Source organism: Micromonospora sp. PRAS1, assembly GCF_059553435.1.
This window is the reverse complement of sequence record NZ_JCANNB010000008.1, coordinates 154700-176376: the sequence shown is the minus strand read 5'-3', so window position 1 is coordinate 176376 and position 21677 is coordinate 154700. Positions and strand designations below refer to the sequence as shown.

The 21677-nt window shown below is 71.3% G+C and carries 18 protein-coding genes; 5 read left to right on the top strand and 13 right to left on the bottom strand.

Annotated features, from left to right (window positions below):
- The first annotated feature begins 128 nt into the window (after positions 1-128).
- The gene (gene yidC / locus AC507J_RS10495) at positions 129-1016 is read left to right on the top strand and encodes a membrane protein insertase YidC (RefSeq protein ID WP_496288944.1); all 888 of its coding nucleotides are present in this window, start codon (positions 129-131) and stop codon (positions 1014-1016) included.
- 58 nt (positions 1017-1074) lie between these two features.
- On the opposite strand, the gene AC507J_RS10490 is transcribed toward yidC, so the two are convergent.
- From AC507J_RS10490 to AC507J_RS10475, 4 genes are read right to left on the bottom strand one after another with little or no spacing between them, the layout of a single operon-like run.
- Positions 1075-3405, bottom strand: a complete 2331-nt coding sequence (locus AC507J_RS10490) for a beta-xylosidase/alpha-l-arabinosidase (protein WP_496288911.1) — start codon at positions 3403-3405, stop codon at positions 1075-1077.
- A gap of 39 nt (positions 3406-3444) precedes the next feature.
- Positions 3445-4308: a carbohydrate ABC transporter permease gene (locus AC507J_RS10485; RefSeq protein ID WP_496288910.1), complete on the bottom strand. Its 864-nt coding sequence runs from the start codon at positions 4306-4308 to the stop codon at positions 3445-3447.
- Positions 4305-5300, bottom strand: coding sequence for a carbohydrate ABC transporter permease (locus AC507J_RS10480; RefSeq protein WP_496288909.1), 996 nt, complete (start codon positions 5298-5300; stop codon positions 4305-4307). The genes AC507J_RS10485 and AC507J_RS10480 overlap by 4 nt, the downstream gene beginning before the upstream one ends.
- Entirely contained in the window at positions 5297-6607 is a 1311-nt protein-coding gene (locus tag AC507J_RS10475) for an extracellular solute-binding protein (protein ID WP_496288908.1), read from the bottom strand. Before AC507J_RS10475 ends, AC507J_RS10480 begins: the two co-directional genes overlap by 4 nt.
- A 140-nt stretch (positions 6608-6747) precedes the next feature.
- On the opposite strand from AC507J_RS10475, the gene AC507J_RS10470 reads away from it, so the two are divergent.
- The gene (locus AC507J_RS10470) at positions 6748-7755 is read left to right on the top strand and encodes a LacI family DNA-binding transcriptional regulator (protein ID WP_496288907.1); all 1008 of its coding nucleotides are present in this window, start codon (positions 6748-6750) and stop codon (positions 7753-7755) included.
- A 164-nt stretch (positions 7756-7919) separates the two neighbouring features.
- Entirely contained in the window at positions 7920-8945 is a 1026-nt protein-coding gene (locus AC507J_RS10465; protein ID WP_496288906.1) for a hypothetical protein, read from the top strand.
- A gap of 47 nt (positions 8946-8992) precedes the next feature.
- Here the strand turns inward: AC507J_RS10465 and AC507J_RS10460 are convergent, their stop codons facing one another.
- From AC507J_RS10460 to AC507J_RS10450, 3 genes are read right to left on the bottom strand one after another with little or no spacing between them, the layout of a single operon-like run.
- Entirely contained in the window at positions 8993-9457 is a 465-nt protein-coding gene (locus tag AC507J_RS10460) for a hypothetical protein (RefSeq protein ID WP_496288905.1), read from the bottom strand.
- The gene (locus tag AC507J_RS10455; protein WP_496288904.1) at positions 9432-10064 is read right to left on the bottom strand and encodes an RNA polymerase sigma factor; all 633 of its coding nucleotides are present in this window, start codon (positions 10062-10064) and stop codon (positions 9432-9434) included. Before AC507J_RS10455 ends, AC507J_RS10460 begins: the two co-directional genes overlap by 26 nt.
- 22 nt (positions 10065-10086) lie before the next feature.
- Positions 10087-11406: a S8/S53 family peptidase gene (locus AC507J_RS10450; RefSeq protein ID WP_496288903.1), complete on the bottom strand. Its 1320-nt coding sequence runs from the start codon at positions 11404-11406 to the stop codon at positions 10087-10089.
- A 189-nt stretch (positions 11407-11595) separates the two neighbouring features.
- Between AC507J_RS10450 and AC507J_RS10445 the strand changes: the two genes are divergently transcribed.
- On the top strand, positions 11596-14205 hold the full coding sequence (locus tag AC507J_RS10445; RefSeq protein WP_496288902.1) for a CHAT domain-containing protein: 2610 nt from the start codon (positions 11596-11598) through the stop codon (positions 14203-14205).
- Positions 14206-14231: 26 nt separating this feature from the next.
- Here the strand turns inward: AC507J_RS10445 and AC507J_RS10440 are convergent, their stop codons facing one another.
- Genes AC507J_RS10440 through AC507J_RS10415 form a run of 6 tightly spaced genes read right to left on the bottom strand, consistent with a single transcriptional unit; the run spans position 14232 to position 20097 of the window.
- Positions 14232-15089: a DUF6807 domain-containing protein gene (locus AC507J_RS10440; protein WP_496288901.1), complete on the bottom strand. Its 858-nt coding sequence runs from the start codon at positions 15087-15089 to the stop codon at positions 14232-14234.
- Positions 15086-15718, bottom strand: coding sequence for a hypothetical protein (locus tag AC507J_RS10435; RefSeq protein WP_496288900.1), 633 nt, complete (start codon positions 15716-15718; stop codon positions 15086-15088). Before AC507J_RS10435 ends, AC507J_RS10440 begins: the two co-directional genes overlap by 4 nt.
- Positions 15702-16586 (bottom strand): carbohydrate ABC transporter permease, encoded by an 885-nt coding sequence (locus AC507J_RS10430; RefSeq protein WP_496288899.1) that lies wholly within the window; start codon positions 16584-16586, stop codon positions 15702-15704. Before AC507J_RS10430 ends, AC507J_RS10435 begins: the two co-directional genes overlap by 17 nt.
- Positions 16586-17569, bottom strand: a complete 984-nt coding sequence (locus AC507J_RS10425; RefSeq protein WP_496288898.1) for a carbohydrate ABC transporter permease — start codon at positions 17567-17569, stop codon at positions 16586-16588. The genes AC507J_RS10430 and AC507J_RS10425 overlap by 1 nt, the downstream gene beginning before the upstream one ends.
- A 35-nt stretch (positions 17570-17604) precedes the next feature.
- Positions 17605-18948 carry an ABC transporter substrate-binding protein gene (locus tag AC507J_RS10420; protein WP_496288897.1) on the bottom strand — a complete coding sequence of 448 codons (1344 nt, stop codon included), beginning with the start codon at positions 18946-18948 and terminating at the stop codon, positions 17605-17607.
- 18 nt (positions 18949-18966) lie between these two features.
- Complete coding sequence (locus tag AC507J_RS10415) at positions 18967-20097, bottom strand: LacI family DNA-binding transcriptional regulator (protein WP_496288896.1); 1131 nt, start codon at positions 20095-20097, stop codon at positions 18967-18969.
- 236 nt (positions 20098-20333) lie between these two features.
- On the opposite strand from AC507J_RS10415, the gene AC507J_RS10410 reads away from it, so the two are divergent.
- Positions 20334-21662, top strand: a complete 1329-nt coding sequence (locus tag AC507J_RS10410) for a Gfo/Idh/MocA family protein (protein WP_496288895.1) — start codon at positions 20334-20336, stop codon at positions 21660-21662.
- Positions 21663-21677 lie beyond the last annotated feature (15 nt).

Genomic DNA, 21677 nt, shown 5'->3' with positions numbered 1-21677 from the left:
CCGACCGTTCCACCCTTTTTCGGTCACAGGTCGCCTTTCGAGGGGTGCATTATGCCTAATTCATTGATTTTCGTCGGTTGTTCGAGCGCCACCGGGGTCGCCCGGTGAGCACGATCTTCAGCCCGCTGATGGCAGTGATCTACGGAGCCATCTCGGCAATCCTGCTCTTCTGGCACGCCGCCTGGCAGCTGCTCTTCGGCGACGCGACGGTGCTGGGCACCAACTGGTCGTGGGTGCTCGGCATCGTCTTCCTGGTGCTCACCGTCCGGACCGTCCTGTTCCCGGTCTTCGTCAAGCAGATCAAGTCGCAACGGGCGACGCAGGCCCTCCAGCCCCGGATCAGGGAGATCCAGGAGAAACACAAGGGCGACCGGGAAACCATGCAGAAGGAGCTCTTGGAGCTCTACCGCACGGAGAAGGCCAACCCGCTGATGGGCTGCCTGCCGATGCTTGTGCAGATCCCGGTCTTCCTCGGCCTGTTCCACGTGCTGCGGCACCTCAAGCCGACCATGCCGGAGCACATGAAGACGCTGTACGGCTGGACGGTCACCCAGTTCGACAGCGCCTCGTCGGCGAAGCTGTTCGGTGCGCCCATCGCGGGCAGCTTCCAGTCCACGTCGGAGCAGCTCGCCGTGCTCGGTGCCGACGGGGTCACGGTCAAGGTGGTCGCCGCGATCCTGATCGTCACGATGATCGTGACGACCTACCTGAGCAGCCGCCAGCTGATCCTGCGCACCGGCTGGTCCGAGGACCCGCAGCAGAAGATGGTGCAGCGGCTGATGCTCTACGGCATCCCGCTCTCGCTGCTCGTCTCGGGTCTGATCTTCCCGATCGGCGTGATCATCTACTGGGTGACCACGAACCTCTTCTCCCTCGCCCAGCAGACCTGGGTGCTGCGCAAATATCCGCCACCGGCCACGAACGGCACGCCCGCGCCGAAGGCGGCACCCGCACCGGATGCCCCGAGATCGGTCGCGCCACGGGTCGGCGCGAAGCCGACACGCCCCAGGAAGTGACAGGCGATCCTGGTACGTCACCGCCCGCGAGTGGGCCGTGACGTACCAGGATCCGCCCTCAGTGGATCAGGGTCGTGGTCCAGCGTGGGGAGGCGTGGGTGATGGGAGCGGCGTCGCCGGTCAGCGTGGTCGACGCCGCGGTGTCGCGCTGGGTGCTGGTGCCCACCCAGAGGTCCACGTCGCCGGGCTCGACGATCCGGGTGAGGCTGCGGTCGGAGAAGGCCAGCCGGGTGGTCGGCACCGCCAGCTCGACCGTGACCGACTGACCCGGAGCCAGGTGGACCCGCCGGTATCCGAGCAGCTGCGCCACCGGTCGGGTCACCGAGGCCACCCGGTCGTGACCGTAGAGCTGGACCACGTCGTCACCGGCGACCGGACCGGTGTTCGTGACGCGTACGGTCGCCCGGATCGTCCCGTCGGTGGGCACCGTGGCGGGCACCGACAGCTCCGCGTGCTCGAAGGTGGTGTAGGAGAGGCCGTGGCCGAACGACGCCGGGGGTGTCGTCGCCAGGTTGGTCACCTCGTTGCCCTCGCCGAGCGCCGGATGCAGGTACGAGTACGGCTGCGCCCCGGCCGAGGTGGGCAGGCTGACCGGCAGCTTGCCGGAGGGGTTGACCCGCCCGGAGAGCACCCCGGCGATCGCGCCGGCGCCCTCCTCGCCGGGGAAGAACGCCTGCACCACCGCCGCACACCGCTCCAGCGCCCAGCCGACCGCGTACGGCCGGCCGGTGAGCAGCACCAGGACCACGGGTCGACCGGTGGCCAGCACCCGCTCGACCAGTTCCCGCTGGACCCCGGGCAGTTCCAGGTCGTCCCGGTCACAGCCCTCGCCGACCGTGCCGCGCCCGAACAGGCCGGCGTGGTCGCCGACGACCAGTACGGCGACATCCGCGGCGGCGGCCGCCTCGACGGCCGCACCGAACCCGGACCGGTCGTCGCTGTCCACCTCGCAGCCCTGCGCCGAGCTGACCAGACCGGCACCGAACTCGGCCCGGACCGCGTCGAGCACCGTCGGCACCTGGATGCCGGTCTCCACGTCCGGGTGCTGGGCGAGCACGTGGTTGAGGAAGGAGTAGCAGCCGAAGAGCGCGGCCTGCCGATCGGCGTTCGGGCCGATGACCGCCACCCGCCGGCCCGCCGGCAGCGGCAGGGTCTCCCGGTTGCTGACCAGGATGACCGACTCCTCGGCGAGGCGGCGGGCGATCGCCCGGTGCTCGGGCGAGTCGAGATCGATCGACTTGACCGGCTCGTCGGTGAAGGTGGCGTCGAGCAGCCCGAGTTCGAGCTTCTGGCGCAGCACCCGCAGCACCGACCGGTCGACGAGCGCCTCGTCGAGCCGACCGGAACGCACCGCCTCGACCAGGGTCAGGTAGGCGTCGCCGGTCGGAAGTTCGATGTCGATCCCGGCGGTCAGCGCCTGCACCGCCGCCTCCGCGTGGTCCACCGCGACGTGGTGCAGCAGGTTCAGGAACGCCACCCCGAAGTAGTCGGCCACCACCGTGCCATCGAAGCCCCACCGCTCCCGCAGCAGGTCGGTGAGGATCGTCGGGTCGGCGGCGACGGGCACGCCGTCGATCTCGGCGTAGGAGTGCATGACGGAGCGCGCGTCGCCGTCGAGGATCGCCATCTCGAACGGCAGCAGCAGCACGTCGGCCAGTTCCCGCGGGCCAGCGTGCACCGGGGCGAAGTTGCGCCCCGCCCGCGAGGCGGAATAGCCGACGAAGTGCTTGAGCGTCGCGTGCACCCCCTGGGACTGGAGACCACGCACGTACGACGTGCCGACGGTGCCGACCAGGTACGGGTCCTCGGCGATGCACTCGTCGACCCGGCCCCAGCGCGGATCCCGGATCACGTCGAGCACCGGGGAGAGGCCCTGGTGCACGCCGAGGGCCCGCATGGACGCGCCGATCGCGGCGGCCATCTCGGTGACCAGCTCCGGATCGAAGGCCGCGCCCCAGGCCAACGGGGTGGGGAAGGTGGCCGCCTTCCACGCCGAGAGCCCGGTCAGGCACTCCTCGTGAACGATCGCCGGGATGCCGAGCCGGGTGCCGGTCACCAGATCCGCCTGGAACTTCCACAGCCAGGCGGCGCGGGCGACGGCGTCGACGGGGCGGGTGCCGTAGGCCCGGGTCAGGTGGCCCAGCCCGTGCCGGGAGAAGGTCTCCAGCTTGCCGACGTCGCCGAACTCGCCCTGCAACGGCGCGACCGCCTCGCCGTCCTCCTTCTCCCAGAAGCCGACGAGCTGCGCGATCTTCTCCTCGATCGTCATCCGGCCGAGCAGCTCGCGTACCCGTGCCTCCCCCGCCGACCGGTCGGACCGGTCGTGGCTCGGGTCCGGCTGGGCCGGCGTCGCCGCCGGACCGCCCACTACCCCGTGGACCTCAGTCATGCTGTGTATCCCCTTTGTTGTTGCTCGTGCCGCTGTCGCTCAGCCCTTGACCGCGCCCTGGAGGCCACCGACGATCTGTTTCTCGGCGAACGTGAAGAAAAGTAGTGCCGGCAGCATCGCCAGCGACGTGAAGGCGAGGATTCCCGCCGTGTCGGAGGTGTACTGGCTGGAGAAGTTCTGCACCCCCAAGGGCAGGGTGTGCAGGCTGGCGTCACCGAGGACCAGCAGCGGCAGCAGGAACGCGTTCCAGCTCGCCACAAACGCGAGGATCCCGACGGTGACCAACGCGGGCCGCGACAGCGGCAGCACGATGCGCCAGAGGAAGCCGATCCGGCCGGTGCCGTCGATCGCGGCGGCGTCCTCCAACTCGCGGGGGATGGCGGACAGGAAGGGCCGCAGGATCACGATCGTGAGCGGCAACTGGAAGGCGATCTGCGGCAACATCACCGCGTAGTACGAGTTGATCAGGTTCAGGTCGCGCAGCATGAGGTAGAGCGGCAGGATCGCCGCCCCGGCCGGGAAGAGCAGGCCGAGGGTGAAGAAGGTGTAGAGCGCCTCGCGCCCCCGGAAGGTGTACCGGGCGAGCACGAAGGCGGCGCTGACCCCGAGCAGCACGACGCCGAGCGTCGTACCCAGGGCGATCACCCCGCTGTTGAAGGCCTGCCCCCAGAAGTCGCTCTGGGTCAGCACCCGGGCGTAGTTGTCCCAGACCCACGGGTCGGGCAGCCCGGCCGGATTCGCGACGATCTGCGGCGTGGTGCGGAAGCCGCCGACGATCACGTAGACCACCGGGGTGATCGACACGGCGGCGACGGCGAGCGCCAGCGCGTAGGTCAGCGGGCTGCTCCACGCGAAGGGGCGCTTGCCGGACGAGGACGGCACGGCGTTGGCGGTCACGGTCACTTCGCCTTTCCGGTGATTGCGCCCTCGATGTCCCGGCGGAGCAGGAACCGCTGGAACAGCAGCGCGGCTACGAACGAGATCGCGAAGAGGATCACCGCCACGGCGTTGCCGTAGCCCCAGAGCCGGGCGAAGAAGCCGTTGTCCACCATGTACGTCGCCATGGTGGCCGAGGCACCCAGCGAACGTACCGCCGGCACCGAGGTCACCCAGATGATGTCGAAGACCTGCAACGAACCGATCATCGACAGGAACATCCAGATCCGGATCGTCGGGCCCAGCAGCGGCAACGTCACGTGCCGCTGGATCTGCCACCAGCTCGCCCCGTCGATCGCGGCGGCCTCGTGCAGTTCCGGCGGCACGTTCGACAGGCCGGCGAGCAGCAGGATGATGGCGAAGCCGACGTACTTCCAGGTGAGGATGAACAGCAGCGTCCAGATGACCATGTCCAGGTCGGCGAGCCACGCCTGCACCAGGAAGCCGAGTCCCACCGACTCAAGCACCGCGTTGAAGGTGCCGGCGTCGGCCAGCAGCAGCTTCCACATGATGCCGACGGTGACCTCGGCGAGCACGTACGGCACGAAGGCCAGCAGGCGGAACAGGGTGCGTCCGCGGAAGTTGCGGTTGAGCAGCAGGGCCACGCCCAGGGCGATGGGGCCCTGGATCAACAGCGACCCGAACACGATTATCGCGTTGTTGCGCAGCGCGTCGAGGAAGATCGGGTCCTGGAACGCGAGGACGTAGTTGTCGAAGCCGACATAGTCGGTGGGCGGTCCGACGCCACGCCAGCGGAAGAGGCTGTAGTAGAAGGCGAAGCCCATCGGGACCAGCACGAACATCACGTAGACGAGCACGGCCGGCGTCGTGAGCCCGATGATCTCGTACCACTTGCGTCGGGTCTCGGCGGCCCGGGCGGACGAGCGGCCGGGCCGGAGCCTCGCCGGCGGCGGGTCCGCGCCGCCGGCGAGATCCAGGGTGGGGTTGGTGGAGGTCACTTGCGTGCGGCCGCCTTCATCGCCTCGACCACCTGTTCGGGCGTGCCGTTGCCGGCGAAGATGGCCACGATCGCGTCGTTCATCGCGTTACCGACGGTGCTGCCGAAGGCCGTGTCCAGCCAGAGCTGCACGTAGGTGGCGCCGGTGGTGGCCTCCAGGATGGACCGCAGGGCCGGGTCCTTGACGCCGTCCTCGGCACCCTTGGCGACGGGCAGGCCGGTGCCGGTCTCCGCGTAGCCCTTCTGCACCTCGGGGCTGACCAGGTACTTGAGGAACTCGACGCACTCCGCCGGGGCATTCTTGGCGCAGGCGAAACCGTCGCCGCCACCGAGGGCCGCCTTCGGGTCACCCGCCGAGCCGGTGATCGCCGGCACCGGGAACCAGCCGATGAACTTGTTGAGCGCCTCCTGGTCCGTGGTGACGGTGTCCAGGGTGCCCTTGTTCCAGTCGCCCATCAGCTCCATCGCGGCCCTGCCGTTGGCCAGCAGGCCGTTCGCGCTGGTCGGGTCGTTCTGGCCCGGCGTGGCGATGAAGTTGGGCTGGAACGGCTCGGTGCCGATGAAGGTCTTCAGGTCCTGGCCGGCCTTCACGAAGCACTGGTCGTCGAAGTTGAGTTCGAGGGAGGCCTTGCGCAGCGTGTCGACCGAGCAGGCGCGCAGCGCGAAGTTGTACCACCAGTGCGCGGCGGGCCACTTGTCACCGGCGCCGACGGCGATCGGGATGACGTTTATCGCCTTGAGCTTGGTGACCGCCTCGTTCAGCTCGTCGAAGGTGGCCGGCGGGGCGGCGATGCCGGCCCGCTCGAACATTTCCTTGTTGTACCAGATGCCCTCGATGCCCATCCGGTACGGCAGGCCGTACTGCTTGCCGTCGACCTGCCAGATCTCGGCCGCGCTACCGATGTTCGCGACCTCGTCCTTGACCTGCTCGGTGATGTCCTTGAGGTAGTCGGCCTCCACCTGCTCGCGGATCTCACCGCCACCCCATGCCTGGAAGATGTCCGGCGGGTCGTTGCTGAGCAGTGCGGCGGGCAGCCGGGTGCGCTGGAGCTGGTTGGTCTCGATCCCCTCGATGTTGATCGTGACCGTCGGGTGGAGGGCGTTGAAGTCCTTGGCCACCTTCTCCCAGTAGGTCTTGCCCGGCCCGTCCTGCGAGGCGTTGTGCCACCAGGTCAGGGTCACCGGGTTCTTGAACAGCTCGTCTGCGGGTGGCGCCTCGCTCTCACCGCCGCCGCCACACCCGGCGACGAGCAGTGCGGTGGTCAGGGACAGCGCTAGGACGGTGCCTGCGCGGCGCTTTATAGCCATCAGTGGTCTCCTCGACTAGGCAGTCGCGGTGCTCGGCCTGCGGGGGAGTTTTACAGCCCCGTAACGCAGTGTCAATCGGTGTCGATAACGTTTTCGACTCGCCTGGGAGGTTGCCCGCGCGGCCCTCTATCATCAGCAACGTGGCGTTCCCGCAGCGTGTCAACATGTCGGACGTGGCCCGCGCGGCCGGCGTCTCCGTGGCAACCGTATCGAAGGTCGTAAACGGCCGGTACGGGGTGGCACAGGCGACCGTGGAACGCGTTCAACAGGTCATCCACCAGCTCGGATACGAGGCCAGCCTGGGTGCGCAGAGCCTGCGCAGTCACCGCACGAACGTGCTGGGCATCCTGGTCGCCGAGTTCGAGCCCTTCTCCACGGAGTTGCTCAAGGGCGCATCCAGTGCGGTGGCCGGCACCGGCTACCAGTTGCTGGCCTACTCCAGCGGCGACGTCGCCGGCACCGCCGTCGGCTGGGAGCGCCGCTCCCTCGCCCGGCTCTCCGGGACGCTGATCGACGGGGCCGTGATCGTCACGCCGACGGTGGTGGAGACCAAGCAGGGTTTCCACGTCGTCGCCGTCGACCCGCACACCGGCCCGTCGGGCCTGCCGACCGTCGACTCGGACAACTTCGCCGGCGCCGTCATCGCGACCAACTACCTGCTCTCGCTCGGGCACCGCCGGATCGGGCACATCAGCGGGCGACCCGATCTCGAGTCGTCACGCCTGCGGGAGGCGGGCTTCCGGCAGGCCATGGCCGACGCCGGGGTGGCGGTGGACGAGCGGCTGGTACGCGTCGGCGGGTTCCGCATCGAGAGCGCCGCCGGCACCGCGGGCGAACTGCTCGCCCTCCCCGACCGGCCGAGCGCGGTCTTCGCGGGAAACGACCTCTCCGCCATCTCCACGATGAACGTGGCCCGGGAGATGGGCCTCACCGTGCCCGACGACCTTTCCGTGATCGGCTTCGACAACATCCCGGAATCCGCCCTGGTCAACCCGCCACTGACGACGATCATGCAACCGCTGCAACAGATGGGCGCGGAGGCGCTGCGGCTGCTCGTCGACCTGATCGCCGGCGTGGAACGCGACATCCACATCCGGCTCCCCACCGAGTTGGTGGTCCGCGCCTCCTGCCGCGCCCTGCCCGACTGACCACCCGCACGGGCGATTTTGCCGGTCCTCGCACCATCTGACAGCGCGGCGAGCCGGCGACGGTATTTCCGGGTCCGCCGTCCGCTCCTGAAGACGAAACCGCGCCGACACGGTACGGAAACGCACCCCGGTCGGCCCAGTCCCCGTCGATGGGAGAACCTGTCATGAGCAGTGCAGGAAGACGTGTCCGCAGAGCCGCCCTGGTCGTCCTCGCGGGGGCCGCGCTGACCGGCCTGCTGGCAGTCACCGCAGCTGCCGCCGCACCCGTCGGGGCACCGGAGCGGGCTGCCGCGACGGCCCGCACCGACGTCTACATCAAGGACCTCGCCGCCGACGTCGGGAACCAGCCGCACTCGTTGAGCCCGCTCTGGACCAGCCCCGACATCAAGGTCTGCCCGACCGCGGTGGAGTGCGCGGTAAGCCAGAACCCGATCGTCGGCGTCACCAACTACGTCTTCGTCAAGCTGCGCAACCCCGGGCCGTACGGCTCGGGCACCAGCACCGGCGTGCTCGAGGTCTACCGCACGACGCCCGGTGGCGGTGCGGTCTGGCCGACCCACTGGACCCAGATCGGGGCGGCCAACGTCATCGCCTATCCGGGCGTCACGACGGTCACCATCCCGTGGGACGGCGTACCCGGGCCGGGTCACTTCTGCCTGATCGCCCGCTGGGTGTCCGCAACCGACCCGATGACCTTCGAGGGCCCGGACATCGGCACCAACACCGGCTACAACAACAACATCGCGTGGCGCAACGTCGACTCGGTCCGGCTCACCGTGGGCGCGAACCCGGTCGTGCGGCCCTTCGCCATCGGCAACTCGCTGACCGTGCCGTCCCGCAACGACCTGGTCTTCGCGGCGGCCGAGCCGTTGCGGGCCATGGGCGGGCGGGTCGTCGTCGACCTCGGTCCGGAACTCTTCGAGCGTTGGCGGGCCGGTGGCGGGGTCGGCACGGGCGTACGGGCGGTCGGCCGTACCCAGGTGGAGATCGTCGAACCGACCAAGGCCAGCCTGGGCAACCTGCTGCTGAACCCGGGTGAGCGGGTGGAGTTCTCGCTGCTCTTCTCGGCCGAAGCCGCCTCGGACCGGGAGATCGCGTTCAACGTGACCCAGTTCGGGCCGGACACCTCCGGCGCCAAGCGGGCCGACCTCGGCGGTGTGCAGTATCTGATCAGCGCTGGGAAGCGGTAGCCGGGCACCCTCACGGGGGTCGTGGGCCGGACGGCCCACGACCCCCGTCAGCGTAGGCAGACCCAGTCGGTGACCACGGCGTGTCCGCCCGCCTCGGCGCGCAGCTGGATCGGGCCGGGCGGTGGGACACCCAGCGAGAAGAGGCCCACCGCGTCGACCGGGGCCTCGTCGTAGGTGCCGCGCGAGGTGCGGGCGGTGACCCGTCCGCCGCCGGCCGGGGAGAGTTGGCCGACGATCCCGGCCTCGCTCACCTCGATCTCCACCTGCACGGGGCCGCAGCGGAACGAGAGGGTTCGCGCGGAACCCGCCGACCGGACCTGCCCGACCGGCTCCGCCTCGGCCGCCGAGTCGAAGACCAGCTCGGCCAGGGCCAGCTCCGCGTCGATCGTCCGCCAGGCGAATGCCGCCCGCGCCGCCGTCAGGTACTCCTCGGGAACCCCGCCGGCGTCCCAGAGCGCCGCGCCCAGTTCCGCCGTCAACCGGTCGTCATCGACCGGCGGCCACGGCTCCATCGCGGTCACCTCCCTTCGTCCCGGCGGTCCCACCCGGGCCGAGGTACGGCGCGAGGGCCGGACAGTCGCGCAGCCGGCGCAGGCAGCGGGCCTGGGTCGGGCCGATGCTGCCGACCGGTACGCCCAGCCGGCCGGCGGCGTCCCGGTAGCTCAGCGGCGGATCGGCCGTCAGCAGGGACAGCAGTTCCTGGCAGCGCGGCGGGAGTTGGGCGAAGCCCTCCCGCAGCGCCTGTCGCCGCTCGGCCCGCAGCAGTTCCTCGTCCGGTGCGGCGGCATCGGTCCCGCCCTCGTGGTACGCGTCAAACGCCGCGTCGGTCGGGTCGACCGGTTGGGTGCGCCGCCCGAGCCGGGTCATCCGGTAGCACTCCCGCCGGGTGGTGACGGCCAGCCAGGCGGCCAGCGCCTTCGGATCGCGCAACCGGTTCAGGTGCTCCACCAGCCGCAGCCAGACGGTCTGGTTGACATCGGCCGCGTCGGCGCCGCCGAGATCGTGGGCGCGGATCACCGAGTAGACCAGTGGGGTGTACCGGCGGACCAGTTCGGCCCAGGCCGTCTCGTCGCCCCGTGCCGCGGCGGGAACCAGGACCGTAACGCTCCGGTCGCTCACCACCACACCGCCGTTGCGAGCCTCATCCGATGAACACTCCGTAGTCGGGATGCCAGCGTGGCGCCGCGAGCAACGCCTGCCGGGCCGCGTCGGCACTCAGGCCACCGGCGGTCATCAGGGCGGCGAGTCGACCGGAGACGTGTGCCGTGGCGAACGAGGTGCCGGCCCAGCCGGCGAAGCCGTGAAACAGCCGGGTCGGTCGGCCCGGCAGCGGCAGCCGGCCCGCGACGTAGGTGCTGTCCCGCCGGCCGAGGGCGCAGGCGTCGACCCAGGGGCCGAAACCGCTGTAGGTCGCCGGCAGCAGACCGGTGGCGCTCCCGGTCAGCGCCGCGACCGCCAGGACCCGGTCCAGGGCCGCCGGCCAGACCGGCCGGCCGGTCCCGGCGTTCCCCGCCGCCGCCACCACGGCCGTGCCCTGCGGCAACCCGGCCACGGCGTTGGCCAGCGGCAGCGAGGGCTGATCGTCGAGGGTGAAGCCGCCCAGGGAGAGGTTCACCACGGAGACCTCCGGCGCCAACCGACCCAGGGCGGCCACCAGCATCGCCTCGTCGCCGACGCCGGTCGGGCTCAACGCCGCCTCGGGGTCGAGGCGTACGCCCGGCGCGGCCTGCCGGACCACTCCGGCGACGAACGTGCCGTGGCCACCCTGCGGGGCGAGCACGTCGGCGTGCAGGTAGAGCGGGTCCTCGTCGTCGGGCTCCGGCAGGTACGCGCCGCCGAGCCAGTCCGGGTGGACGGCACCGGCCTGCCGCCAGATGCCGGTGTCGCAGATGCCGACCGTCACCCCCGCTCCGTCGCCGCGCCGTCCCGGATCCGGCGGTGGCAGGGCGGCGACCGCCTTGGGCGGCCCGCCCGGGTTACCCATGATGTTGCCCAGGCCGAGCAGCACATGATGCGGTTGGACGGTGGGCACCCGCTGGCCGGGCCAGTGCCGGGGGTCGCGCAGCTTCGTCACGATCGCGGGAATGTCGGTCTCCCCGGCGAACAGCAGCCGGGTGACGCCGGCGAACCGGTCGGTGATGGTCGCCGGGTAGCCGCCCTCCTTGAGCCAGGCGGCGACCCGCCGGGCATCGGCGTCGGCGGCGAGCAGCTGCCGGGGGCGGTAGAGGATTTCCCGGCCCGCGACGAGGTGCCGGCGCACGTCGCGATCGGCGGCCAGCGCTTCGGCGAACGCGAGTTGGTAGGCCCGGTCGTCATCGTCGTCGGTGTCGCCGAGTGCCCGGGCGGGAAGCAGCCCGGCGCCGAGCGGCACCGCCGCGGCGGCCAGGGCGGAGGCCGCCAGGAGCCGCCGTCGGGACAGCCCGGAACCGGAGCCGGGCGCGTTGGGGTGGTCAGGAAGCACGGGGTCCTCCAAGAATCGCCCGGGCAGCGACACGCGCTGGTGGTCGGCGCGGCGCATTTCCCCGGACCTCTTCGATTCTTCCAAATGATCGGCACATGTCAATGAGGTGAATGACCGACCCATTCCCGGGGTTCGGATGGGTCATTACGCGACATTGACGCCGCGCCATGGATGGTGAACTCTTTGTCCATGCCCGACAGCACCGACGCCGGTGCCGGGATCGCCCAGGCGGCGCTCGACACCGTCCAGCGCTGTCCGCGCGAGGCGATCGCGATCGCCCAGCGGGTGCTCGCCGCCAGACCCGCCGACAACGACACCAGGTCCACCGCCGACCGGGCCATCGGCCTGGCCCTGCGGGAACTGAACGACCTGCCCGGCGCACTGCGCCACCTGCGCCGGGCGGTACGGATCGCCGACACCGCCCGGGCCCGTGCGCTGGCTCGGATGAGCCTCGGTTACGTACTGGCCAACGCCGGCAGCACGGCGGCGGCGCTGCGGGCGGTGACCGCCGCGCTGCCCGAGCTGACCGGGGCCGACGCCGGGCGCGCCCGGATGCAGCGGGGGGTGGTACTGCACTACCGCGGCCGTTACGACGAGGCGGTTCGCGACTACGGCCACGCCATCGACATCGCCCAACGCGACGGTGACCTGCTGTTGGAGGCCCGGGCCCGGAACAACCGGGGCCTGCTCAACGCCCACCGGGGCAGCGTGAACGGCGCCGACGACCTCTCCCGGGCGGCGGAGGTCTTCCACGGGCTCGGCCTGGACCTCGCGGCAGCCGACGCCCGCTGGAACGGCGGGATCGCGGCCGGTCGGCGGGGTGACATCGCGGCCGCGCTGCGCTGCTTCGCCGCCGTCGGCGAGGAGTACCGGCGACTCGCCGTGCCCCGGCCGGCGTTGCTGCTGGACCGGGTCGAGTTGCTGCTGTCGGTTCCGCTTGTCGACGAGGCGGTGCAGGTCGCCGCCGTGGCCATCCGGGAACTCCGCCGGCGCGGGATGGCCAGCGACCTCGCCGAGGCGCTGCTGGCCCAGGCCCGGGCCGCGTTGCTCGCCGGTGACCTGGACACCGCGACCGGAGCCGCGGCGGCGGCCCGGACCCGGTTTCGGCGCCAGGGCCGCCGGACCTGGGCCGCCTTCGCCCGGCACGTCGAATTACGTGCCGAGTTCCGCCGGGGTACCCGCTCCCCCGCCCTGTTCCGGGCGATGCTGCGCACCGCCGACCAGCTCGACGCCACCGGCTGGCCGGACCCCGCGCTGACCACCCGCATCGAGGCCGGCCTGCTGGCCGCCACGCTGGGCCGCACCGACCGGGCCGTGGACCTCTTCGCCACGGCCGCCCGCACCCGTGGCCGGGGCACCGCACCACGGCGGGCCCAGGGCTGGTACGCCCTGGCGCTGTCCCGCCGGCTGGCCGGTGACGAAGCCGGTGCGGACCGGGCCCTGCGCCGGGGGTTGGCCGTGCTTGACCGGCACCGCACCTCCCTGGGCGCCACGGAGCTGCGGGCCCACAGCGGGGCGTACGGACGGGAACTCGCGGCCGAGGGACTCGACATCGCGGTCCGGGCCGGCGCACCGGCCCGGGTCCTCGCCTGGGCGGAGCGGTGGCGGGCCAACGCGCTGCGGATGCGCTCGGCGCTCCCGCCCGACGACCCCGATCTGGTCGCCGCCCTCGCCGAGCTGAGACTGGTGAGCGGCCTGCTGGAGGACGCAGTACTGGCCGACCGTCCGGTGCGCGCGCTGCGTGGCCGGCAGGCCCGACTCGAACAGCACATCCGTGACCTGGCCCGGCGGGTGCCCGGCGGTAGCGGGGTGACCGCCCCGCCCGCCGTGCGCACCCTGGCCGAGCGGCTCGACGGGCGGGTACTTGTCGAACTGGTGGCGCACGGCGACCGTCTCCGCGCGGTGCTGGTCCGCGACGGCCGGGCCAGCCTGCACGACCTCGGTTCGCTCACCGAGGCGGAGCAGCTGGCCCGCTGGCACCGGTTCGCGCTGCGCCGGCTGATCACCACCGGGGACTCGACCGCCGCGCGAACCGGGGCCGGACACGTCGCGGCAGCGCTCGACCGGCAGCTCTTCGACCCGGTACGGCGACGCCTGGCCGACCGGCCCCTGGTGATCGTCCCGGTCGGCGTGCTGCACGGCGTCGGCTGGGCCGGGTTGCCGACCTGTGCCGGCCGTCCGGTCACCGTCGCCCCGTCCGCCACGGCCTGGCTCGGCGCGGACCGGCGCACCGCACCGGTCGGGCCACCGGTCCTGGCCAGCGGCCCCCGCCTGCTGGCCGGGCAGGCCGAGGTCCGCCGGCTCGCCCGGGTGCTGCCGGGAGCTCGGCTGCTCACCGGGCCGGACGCCACCGCCGACGCGCTGACCGCTGCCCTGGACGACGCCGGGATGGTGCACATCGCGGCCCACGGCCGGTTCCGCGCGGACAACCCCGAGTTCTCCACACTGGAACTGGCCGGCGGGCCGCTCTTCGCGTACGAGTGGGAACGGGTGGCCCGACCACCCGGCTGTGTGGTGCTCTCCGCCTGCGAGTCGGGGCTGACCGGCCTACGTCCCGGCGACGAGATCATGGGTTTCGCCGCGGTGCTGCTGGCGCTCGGCACCCGCTGCCTGGTCGCCACGGTGCTCCCGGTACCGGCCGAACCGACCACCGCGCTCATGCTGGACCTGCACCGCCGGATGCGCGGCGGTGCCCGCCCGGCGCGGGCCCTCGCCGACGCCCAGCAGGCCTTCGTCGCCGCCGGAGATGGCACCGCCCGGGCCACCGCCGCGGCCTTCGTCTGCCTCGGCGCCGGCTGACCGACCGGCCGGCGGCGAGCGCCGGATCAGCGGGCGAGGGCGGCGGCGGTGTCCCGGTCCAGCGCCCCGTCGGCGACCACCACCCGGTAGCGGCCCTGCCGGCTGGTGCCGGCCGGGATGGTCGCGGTCCGCTCGAAGGCGAAGGCCACGCAGACCCCGGGATACATGCTGCTGCGCACGAACCACCTGTCGCCGGGCCCCAGACCGGAGAAGACCAGGGTGTACGCGCCACCCTCCGGGTCCCGCCCGCGCATGGCCACCCACGGCTCGGCGCAGCCGTTCACCGTCTCCTCGCCGTCACGCGACGCGGTGAACACCTCGGGCGGCTCGGCCGCCACCGCCCGCCAGAAGAACCCGCCGTAGCCGGCCCCACCGGGTCGGCCGTTCGTCGCCGGGCTGCCCAGCACGACGTCCCGGTCGGCGGGGGCGGTCAGGGTGCTGTCGAAATCGAGCCGCCAGGCGTACGGGTGACCCGGCACCGCCGAGGCGGTGAGGTCACGCCGCTCGGTGAGCAGCACCGTACCGGCCGGATCGCACCAGTGCAGCCGGTGGTCGAGCCGGTCCACCGAGCGGTGTGCCCAGCCGGTGTGCACGATTCGACCGTGGTCGGCGCGCCAGGTGTAGCCGAGGTCGCGGACGTAGGTGCGCCCACCCCAGAGGTTGGTGCCGTTGACGTCCTGCACCGCCAGGGAGGCCCCGAGGTGCCAGACGTGGTCGGCGGGCAGCGCGTCGCTGACCGGGGTGCCGGCCAGCGTACGCACCGGATGCAGGTAGGGCCGGGGCCCGTGCTTGGCGTCCAGGTCGGGAGCGAGCACGTACCGGGCGACCGGCGTACCGTCGACAAGCAGCTCCTGGTCGGCAGCCTCGGCAGCGGCGGCGGTCACGACAGCTCCGCCCGGGCGACCGGCCGGCGGCGGGCCACGGCGTGCACGGCGGCCAGCGCGTACCCGGCGAGGATCGGCACCGCGACCGGGGTGACCAACACCCCGAGCAGCACCGCGACCACGGCGGTGCCGGCCAGACCGGCCCAGTTCGCGGGATGGTCGAGGCAGGCGCGGGCGGCCCGGATGGCCGCCGACCGCCACCCGGTGCCGCCGACGCGGCCCACCTCGACCACGATCGCGGCGGCGTACCCGAGCAGGACCGCCGCGACGACGGTGGTCAGGCTCAGCGCCACCGCCCCGCCGGGCACCCGGCCGCTGGCCAGCGCGACCAGGTCGGCGACGAGCAGGCCCACGGCGGCCAGCCCGAGCAGGGTCGCCGGCAGGCCGGGCAGCAGGCCCCGGCCGAACCGGGCCAGCGTCTGCCGGGCGGTGGGCCAGGTGCCGGTGCCGAGCCAGTCGTGCACGGCCGCGCTGGCGGTGCCGACCGCGGCGCCGGCGGTCAGCACCGGCGCCGAGGCGAGCACGGTCAGGATGCCGAGCAACGCCAGGTCGGCGGCGTCGCGGAGGGTGTCCCGCCAGTCCCGCCCCGACGCGGACCGGCCGGCGCCGGGTTCAGCCCTTAAGTCCACTGGTGTTGATCCCCTCGACGAGCATCCGCTGGAAGGCGACGAAGAACACGAAGACCGGCAGCAGGGAGAGCACCGCCATGGCGAACATCGGGCCGACCGCGCTCTGGCTGGTCGAGTCGATGAACAGGGTCAGCGCCACCGGCACGGTGTAGTCGCTCAGGTTGGACAGGAAGACCAGTTGCCGGAAGAACTCGTTCCAGGTCCAGATGAACGAGAAGATCGCGGTGGTGACCAGGGCCGGCCGGCTCAGCGGCAGAATCACGTGCCGGAAGATGCCGAACGGTCCGGCCCCGTCGATCCGCGCCGCCTCGTCCAGTTCGCGCGGGATGCTCCGCATGAACTGCACCATCAGGAAGACGAAGAACGCCTCGGTGGCCAGGAACTGCGGGATCAGCAGCGGCAGGTACGGCCAGTCGCCGCCGACCAGGCCGAAGCTGCGGAAGAGGATGTACTGCGGCACGATCAGCACGTGACTCGGCAGCAGCAGAGTCCCGATCATGACGGCGAACCACACCTTGCGCAGCCGGAACCGCAACCGGGCGAAGGCGTACGCGGCCAGCAGGCAGCTCACCGCGTTGCCGACCACGGTGAGCAGGCTGACCATCGCGCTGTTGAAAAAGAACCGACCGAAGCTGACGTCGAAGTTGCCCCAGCCGTTCGTGTAGTTGCCCGGGGTGAATTTCTCCGGCAGCAGCCCGATGTTGTTGACGATCTCCTGCTGCGACTTGAACGAGGTGCCGATCATCCAGATCAACGGGTAGAGCACGACCGTGACGATGGCCAGCAGAATGATCAGCCGCAGCCAGGAGCGGCTGCGCGGGCGTTGCGGGCGGGTTGCCACGGGTGGGGCAACGGTGCTCGCCACCATCAGCGATCCTCCCCGTCGGAGTAGTGCACCCAGAACCGGCCGGTGCTGAAGAAGACGACCGTGATGAGCGCGATGGCGATCAGGAAGACCCAGGCCATCGCGGAGGCGTAGCCCATCTGTAGCTCGGTGAAGCCGGTGATGTAGAGGTTGAGCGTGTACATCAGGGTCGAGTCGACCGGCCCGCCGGTGCCGTTGCTGAGCACGAACGCCGCGGTGAAGCCCTGGAAGCCGTTGATGGTCTCCAGCACCAGGTTGAAGAAGATCACCGGGGAGAGCATCGGCAAGGTCACGTTGACGAACTGCCGGAACTTGCTCGCCCCGTCCACCGAGGCGGCCTCGTACAGCTCGGTCGGCACCTGCTTCAGCCCGGCCAGGAAGATCACCATCGGTGCGCCGAACTGCCAGATGGCCAGCACCATCAGGGTCTCCAGGGCCCAGTCCGGGTCGTTGACCCAGGGCTTGCCCTCGATGCCGAACAGGGCGAGGAAGGAGTTGAAGGCCCCCTCGCGGTTGAACATGTTCACCCAGACGATGGCCAGCGCCACGCTGCCGCCGAGCAGCGACGGCAGGTAGAACAGGCCACGGAACAGCCCGACCCCGCGCCAGGCCCGGTTGAGCAGCAGCGCCACCCCGAGCGCCGCGGCGAGTTTCAGCGGTACGGCGATCAGCGCGAAGCTGAGCGTGACCCGCACCGAGTGCCACCACGACGGATCGTTCGTGAACATCCGTTCGTAGTTGGCCAGCCCGACCCACTCCACCTCGGACCAGGGGGTGAGGATGTCGTAGTTGGTGAAGCTGAGGTAGAGCGACAACAGCATGGGTATCGCCGTGATGGCCATCAGACCGATGAGCCAGGGCGACAGGAAAACGTAGCCGGCCAGACCCTCCCCGTGCCGGATCCGTCCGATCCTGCCCCGGGGGGCGGGAGGGCGGACGGATCCGGTGCCGCGGCGGGTCGGGTCGGGCGCCGTGGTCAGGGCCACGAACTGCTCCTCTCCGGGGTGGTGCTGCGGCGGGGTCAAGAGGCGATTGCCGCCTTGCATGCCTCGACGTACTGGGCGGCGGCCTCGGCGGGGGTGGCCCGGCCGTACTGGACGTTCTCGGCGGCCTTGATCAGCTCGGACTTGACCTTGCTGTGCCCCTTGATCGGCACCTGCGGCGCCTCGCCGAAGGTCTCGGCCAGCTTGTTCTCCACCTCGATGGACTGCTTCATCGCCGGGTCGGTGATGTCGTCGCTGACCGCCCGGCGCAGGTCCATGTTGGACGGCAGGCCCCGGTCGGTGCCGAGCAGCTTGACCGCCTCCGGGTCGTTGACCAGGAAGTTGATCACGTCGGCGGCGACGTCCGCGTTCTTGCTGCCCCGGAAGATCGACCAGTACATCGAGGCACGGGCCCACTGGGCGCTCGGGTCACCCGGGTACGCGATGACGCCCAACTCGTCGGCGGTGTTCTTCTTCAGCTCCGGCATCTGGTTGACCCAGACCCAGGAGGTGCCAGCCTTGCCGGTCACCACGAGCTGCTTGGTGATGTCGGTGGCGTTGCCCTCGTGGATGACGTCCGGAGTCGGCGTGGCACCCCGGTCCCGGGCGTCCTTCCACAGCTCGAACCACTTGGTCACGTCCTCGGCGGTGAAGCCCAGGTCGTTGCCGGAGTAGAGGTCCTTACCCTGCTGGCGCAGCCACACCCAGAACGCCTTGTCGCTGGCGCTCGCATCCTGGGTGCCGGGGACCTTCGTCTTCTTGCTTACCTGCTCGGCCCAGGCGATGTGCTCCTCCCAGCTCATCCCGGTGGTCGGCTCGGGCAGCCCGTTCTTGGTCAGCAGGGTCTTGTTGTAGACCAGGCCCTGGGTGTTCTCCCCGGCGGCCACGCCGGCGAGCTTGCCGTCGACCTCGCCGTACTGGAGCAGGCTTGGCGGGAACTTGCTGGTGTCGAGGTCGCCGGAGTCCTGGTACTTCTTCAGGTCCAGGGTCGCGTTGCGGGCGGCGTACTCGGTGAGGTAGTTGTCGTCGATCTGGAAGATGTCCGGCGGGTTGCCGCCGGCGGTCAGGGTGGCCAGCTTGTCGAAGTAGCCCTGGTTGGCCTGCCAGACCGTCTCGAACGTGACGTCCGGGTTCTTCTTCGTGTAGAGGTCGAGGGCCTGCGCGGTGAGCTGGGCCCGGGCCTCGCCGCCCCACCAGAAGATGGAGAGCTTGACCTTGCCGTCGGAGGCGGCGTCGTCACCGTCGCCGCAGGCCGCGGCCGCGCCGACCAGCGGCAGGGCGACGACGGCGGCGAGCAGGCCGCGCAGCAGCCGGCGGCGCAGCAGGGGAGTACGGTAGGTGCGCCCGTCGGGGACGCTGGTGGGGGACGTTGCGGGGTGCATTGCGCTCACTCCTTGGCGTTAGGAGGCGACGACGTCACCGGCGACCACGTCCGGGGCGCCCGGGTCCGCACGGCGATGCGGGCCCGGGCCTGCGGCAGTGGCACCGGAGACTTCCCGGCCGGCGTAGGGGCCCGGCGCGGTGGAGTCGCGGATGACCAATTCGGTCTGGAGCATTACCTGTGCGGTGGTGCGACGAGCGCCGACAGCCACCGCGGCACCGCCGCCCCGCCCGGTTCGCGGGGAGTCGGTGTCCTGTTGCAGCAACATGTCGACGGCCGTCCGGCCGGCGGCCGCGGTCGGCGTGGCCACCGTCGTCAGCTTGGGGCGGGTGAGCCGGCTCAGGGTGATGTCGTCGACCCCGACGACACTGATCTCCTGCGGCACTCCGACCCCGAGTGCGTCGAGCCCTTCGAGCAGCCCGATCGCCATCAGGTCGTTGTAGGCGAGCACGGCGGTCACGCCGGCCCGGCGGACCTGCTCCGCCTGGGCGACGCCACCGGTCTCGGTGGGTGGGTTCGGGCCGAGCACTGTCAACTCGGCTCCGGCGGCCCGCGCCGCCGCGCCCGCGGCCCGCCGGATCTCCCGGCTGGTCCAGGAGCCGCGCGGTCCGGCGAGCAGGGCGATCTCCCGGTGCCCCAGCCGGGCCAGGTGGTCGATGGCCGAGCGGGCGCCCTGCCCCACGTCCATCAGGACGCACGGCAGGCCGGCCAGCTGGCGGTTGACCACCACCAGCGGGACCTCCCGGCTGAGCTGCTCGATCAGGCTGTTGCTCATCCGGGGGCTACAGAGCAGCACCCCGTCGACCTGCTTGGCCAGCGCGTGGACCAGTTCCTCCTCCGCGGCCGCGTCCTCGTTGGTGTCGGCCACGAAGACGTGGTAGTCGCGGTGCCGGGCCTGGCTCTCCGCCGCCTTGATCAGCGGCGGGAAGAACGGGTTGGCGATGTCCGCGATGATCAGCCCGATGTTGTGCGTACGGCCGGTGATCAGGGCCCGGGCGGCCCGGTTGGGCCGGTAGCCCAGATCCTCGGCGCACGCCAGCACCCGCACCCGGGTCTCCGGGTTGACCAGGTGGGGTGCGGAGAAGGTGCGGGAGACGGTGGAGATGTGCACGCCGGAGGCCCGTGCCACGTCCCGGATGGTGACAGGCATTCAGGCCTCCTTCGGTGGTGTGTCGGCGGTCACGGTGCCAGCAATTAATGCAAACGGTTGCTCCAGTGTCAACGGCGGATGGTTACAGCTGTGTTGCGACGACGCTCCCGCCATGCCCCTTAACGATCATCAATCCGGACAAACAACACGGATTCCCAGCGCTTTGTTGACTCGGCGCGAGCGAGCGTGGTTACTTCACTGCAAAGGTTTGCACAAAGATCGAGGAGGATCGGTCTGTGTCACCGCAACCCGGCAGGCCCGCCCGGTACGCCGTGGTCGGCACCGGTGCCCGCGCCGAGATGTTCGTCCGCGCGCTGGTCCGCGACCACGCCGACACCGCCGAACTGGTCGCCTTCGCCGACGTCAACCAGCTCCGGATGGACGCCCACAACCGGTGGCTCGGCGAGCTGGGTCACCCGGCGGTACCGACGTACCACGCCGGTGACTTCGCCGCGATGCTGGCCAAGGAGCGGGTCGACGTGGTCCTGGTGACCTCGGTGGACGTCACCCACGACGAGTACGTGGTGGCCGCCCTGGAGGCCGGCTGCGACGTGGTCACCGAGAAGCCGATGACCACCGACGCGCCGCGCTGCCAGCGCATCCTCGACGCGGTCCGGCGTACCGGCCGGCGGGTGACGGTGGCCTTCAACTACCGCTACAACCCGTTGCACGAACAGCTGCGCCGGCTGCTCGCCGAGGGCGCGGTCGGCGAGATCGGCTCGGTGCACTTCGAGTGGCTGCTCGACGTGCGCCACGGCGCCGACTACTTCCGCCGCTGGCACCGGGACAAGGCCAGCTCCGGCGGCCTGATGGTGCACAAGGCCAGCCACCACTTCGACCTGGTCAACTGGTGGCTGGACGCCACACCCGTGCAGGTGTACGCCGCCGGCCGGCTGTTCTTCTACGGCGAGAACGGTAGGCGGCACGGCTACGCCCGCGACTACGACCGGGCACACGCCTCCCCCGCCGCCGACGACGACCCGTTCGCGCTGCGCCTGGCCGAGCATCCCCGACTGCGCGAGCTGTACCTGGACGCCGAGACCGCCGACGGTTACCAGCGGGACCGCAACGTCTTCGCCCCCGGGGTGAGCATCGAGGACGACATGGCGGTGCTGGCCACGTACTCCACCGGCGCGACCATGACCTACCACCTCACCGCGTACGCGCCCTGGGAGGGCTACCGGGTCATGATCAACGGCAGTCGCGGGCGGTTGGAGCTGGAGGTCACCGAGAGCGAGTTCGTCAGCCCCGCCGCGGCCGGCGCGCTCAAGGGTGCCGCGCTGCACGGCGCCGAGGCCGCCGCCGAGGGCGGCGGCGCCACGCTGACCCTGCGTCCCTTCTGGTCGCCGCCGCAGCGCATCGAGGTGGCCGGGTACACCCGGCACGGCCACGGCGGCGCGGACGCCCGGATGACCCAGGTGATCTTCGGCGGCGTACCGGATCCGCTGCACCGCGCGGCCAGCGCCCGCGACGGCGCGCTGGCCCTGCTCACCGGGCTGGCCGCCAACCGCTCCTTCGAAACCGGCGCGCCCGTGCGGGTCGCCGACCTGCTCACCCTCGACTGACCTCGACCACAGGAG

Bases quoted from the DNA above. Each gene is read 5' to 3' on its own strand.
- yidC (WP_496288944.1), top strand. From the start codon at position 129: ATGGCAGTGATCTACGGAGCCATCTCGGCAATCCTGCTCTTCTGGCAC.
- AC507J_RS10490 (WP_496288911.1), bottom strand. From the start codon at position 3,405: ATGACTGAGGTCCACGGGGTAGTGGGCGGTCCGGCGGCGACGCCGGCC.
- AC507J_RS10475 (WP_496288908.1), bottom strand. From the start codon at position 6,607: ATGGCTATAAAGCGCCGCGCAGGCACCGTCCTAGCGCTGTCCCTGACC.
- AC507J_RS10465 (WP_496288906.1), top strand. From the start codon at position 7,920: ATGAGCAGTGCAGGAAGACGTGTCCGCAGAGCCGCCCTGGTCGTCCTC.
- AC507J_RS10460 (WP_496288905.1), bottom strand. From the start codon at position 9,457: ATGGAGCCGTGGCCGCCGGTCGATGACGACCGGTTGACGGCGGAACTG.
- AC507J_RS10445 (WP_496288902.1), top strand. From the start codon at position 11,596: ATGCCCGACAGCACCGACGCCGGTGCCGGGATCGCCCAGGCGGCGCTC.
- AC507J_RS10430 (WP_496288899.1), bottom strand. From the start codon at position 16,586: ATGGTGGCGAGCACCGTTGCCCCACCCGTGGCAACCCGCCCGCAACGC.
- AC507J_RS10420 (WP_496288897.1), bottom strand. From the start codon at position 18,948: ATGCACCCCGCAACGTCCCCCACCAGCGTCCCCGACGGGCGCACCTAC.
- AC507J_RS10415 (WP_496288896.1), bottom strand. From the start codon at position 20,097: ATGCCTGTCACCATCCGGGACGTGGCACGGGCCTCCGGCGTGCACATC.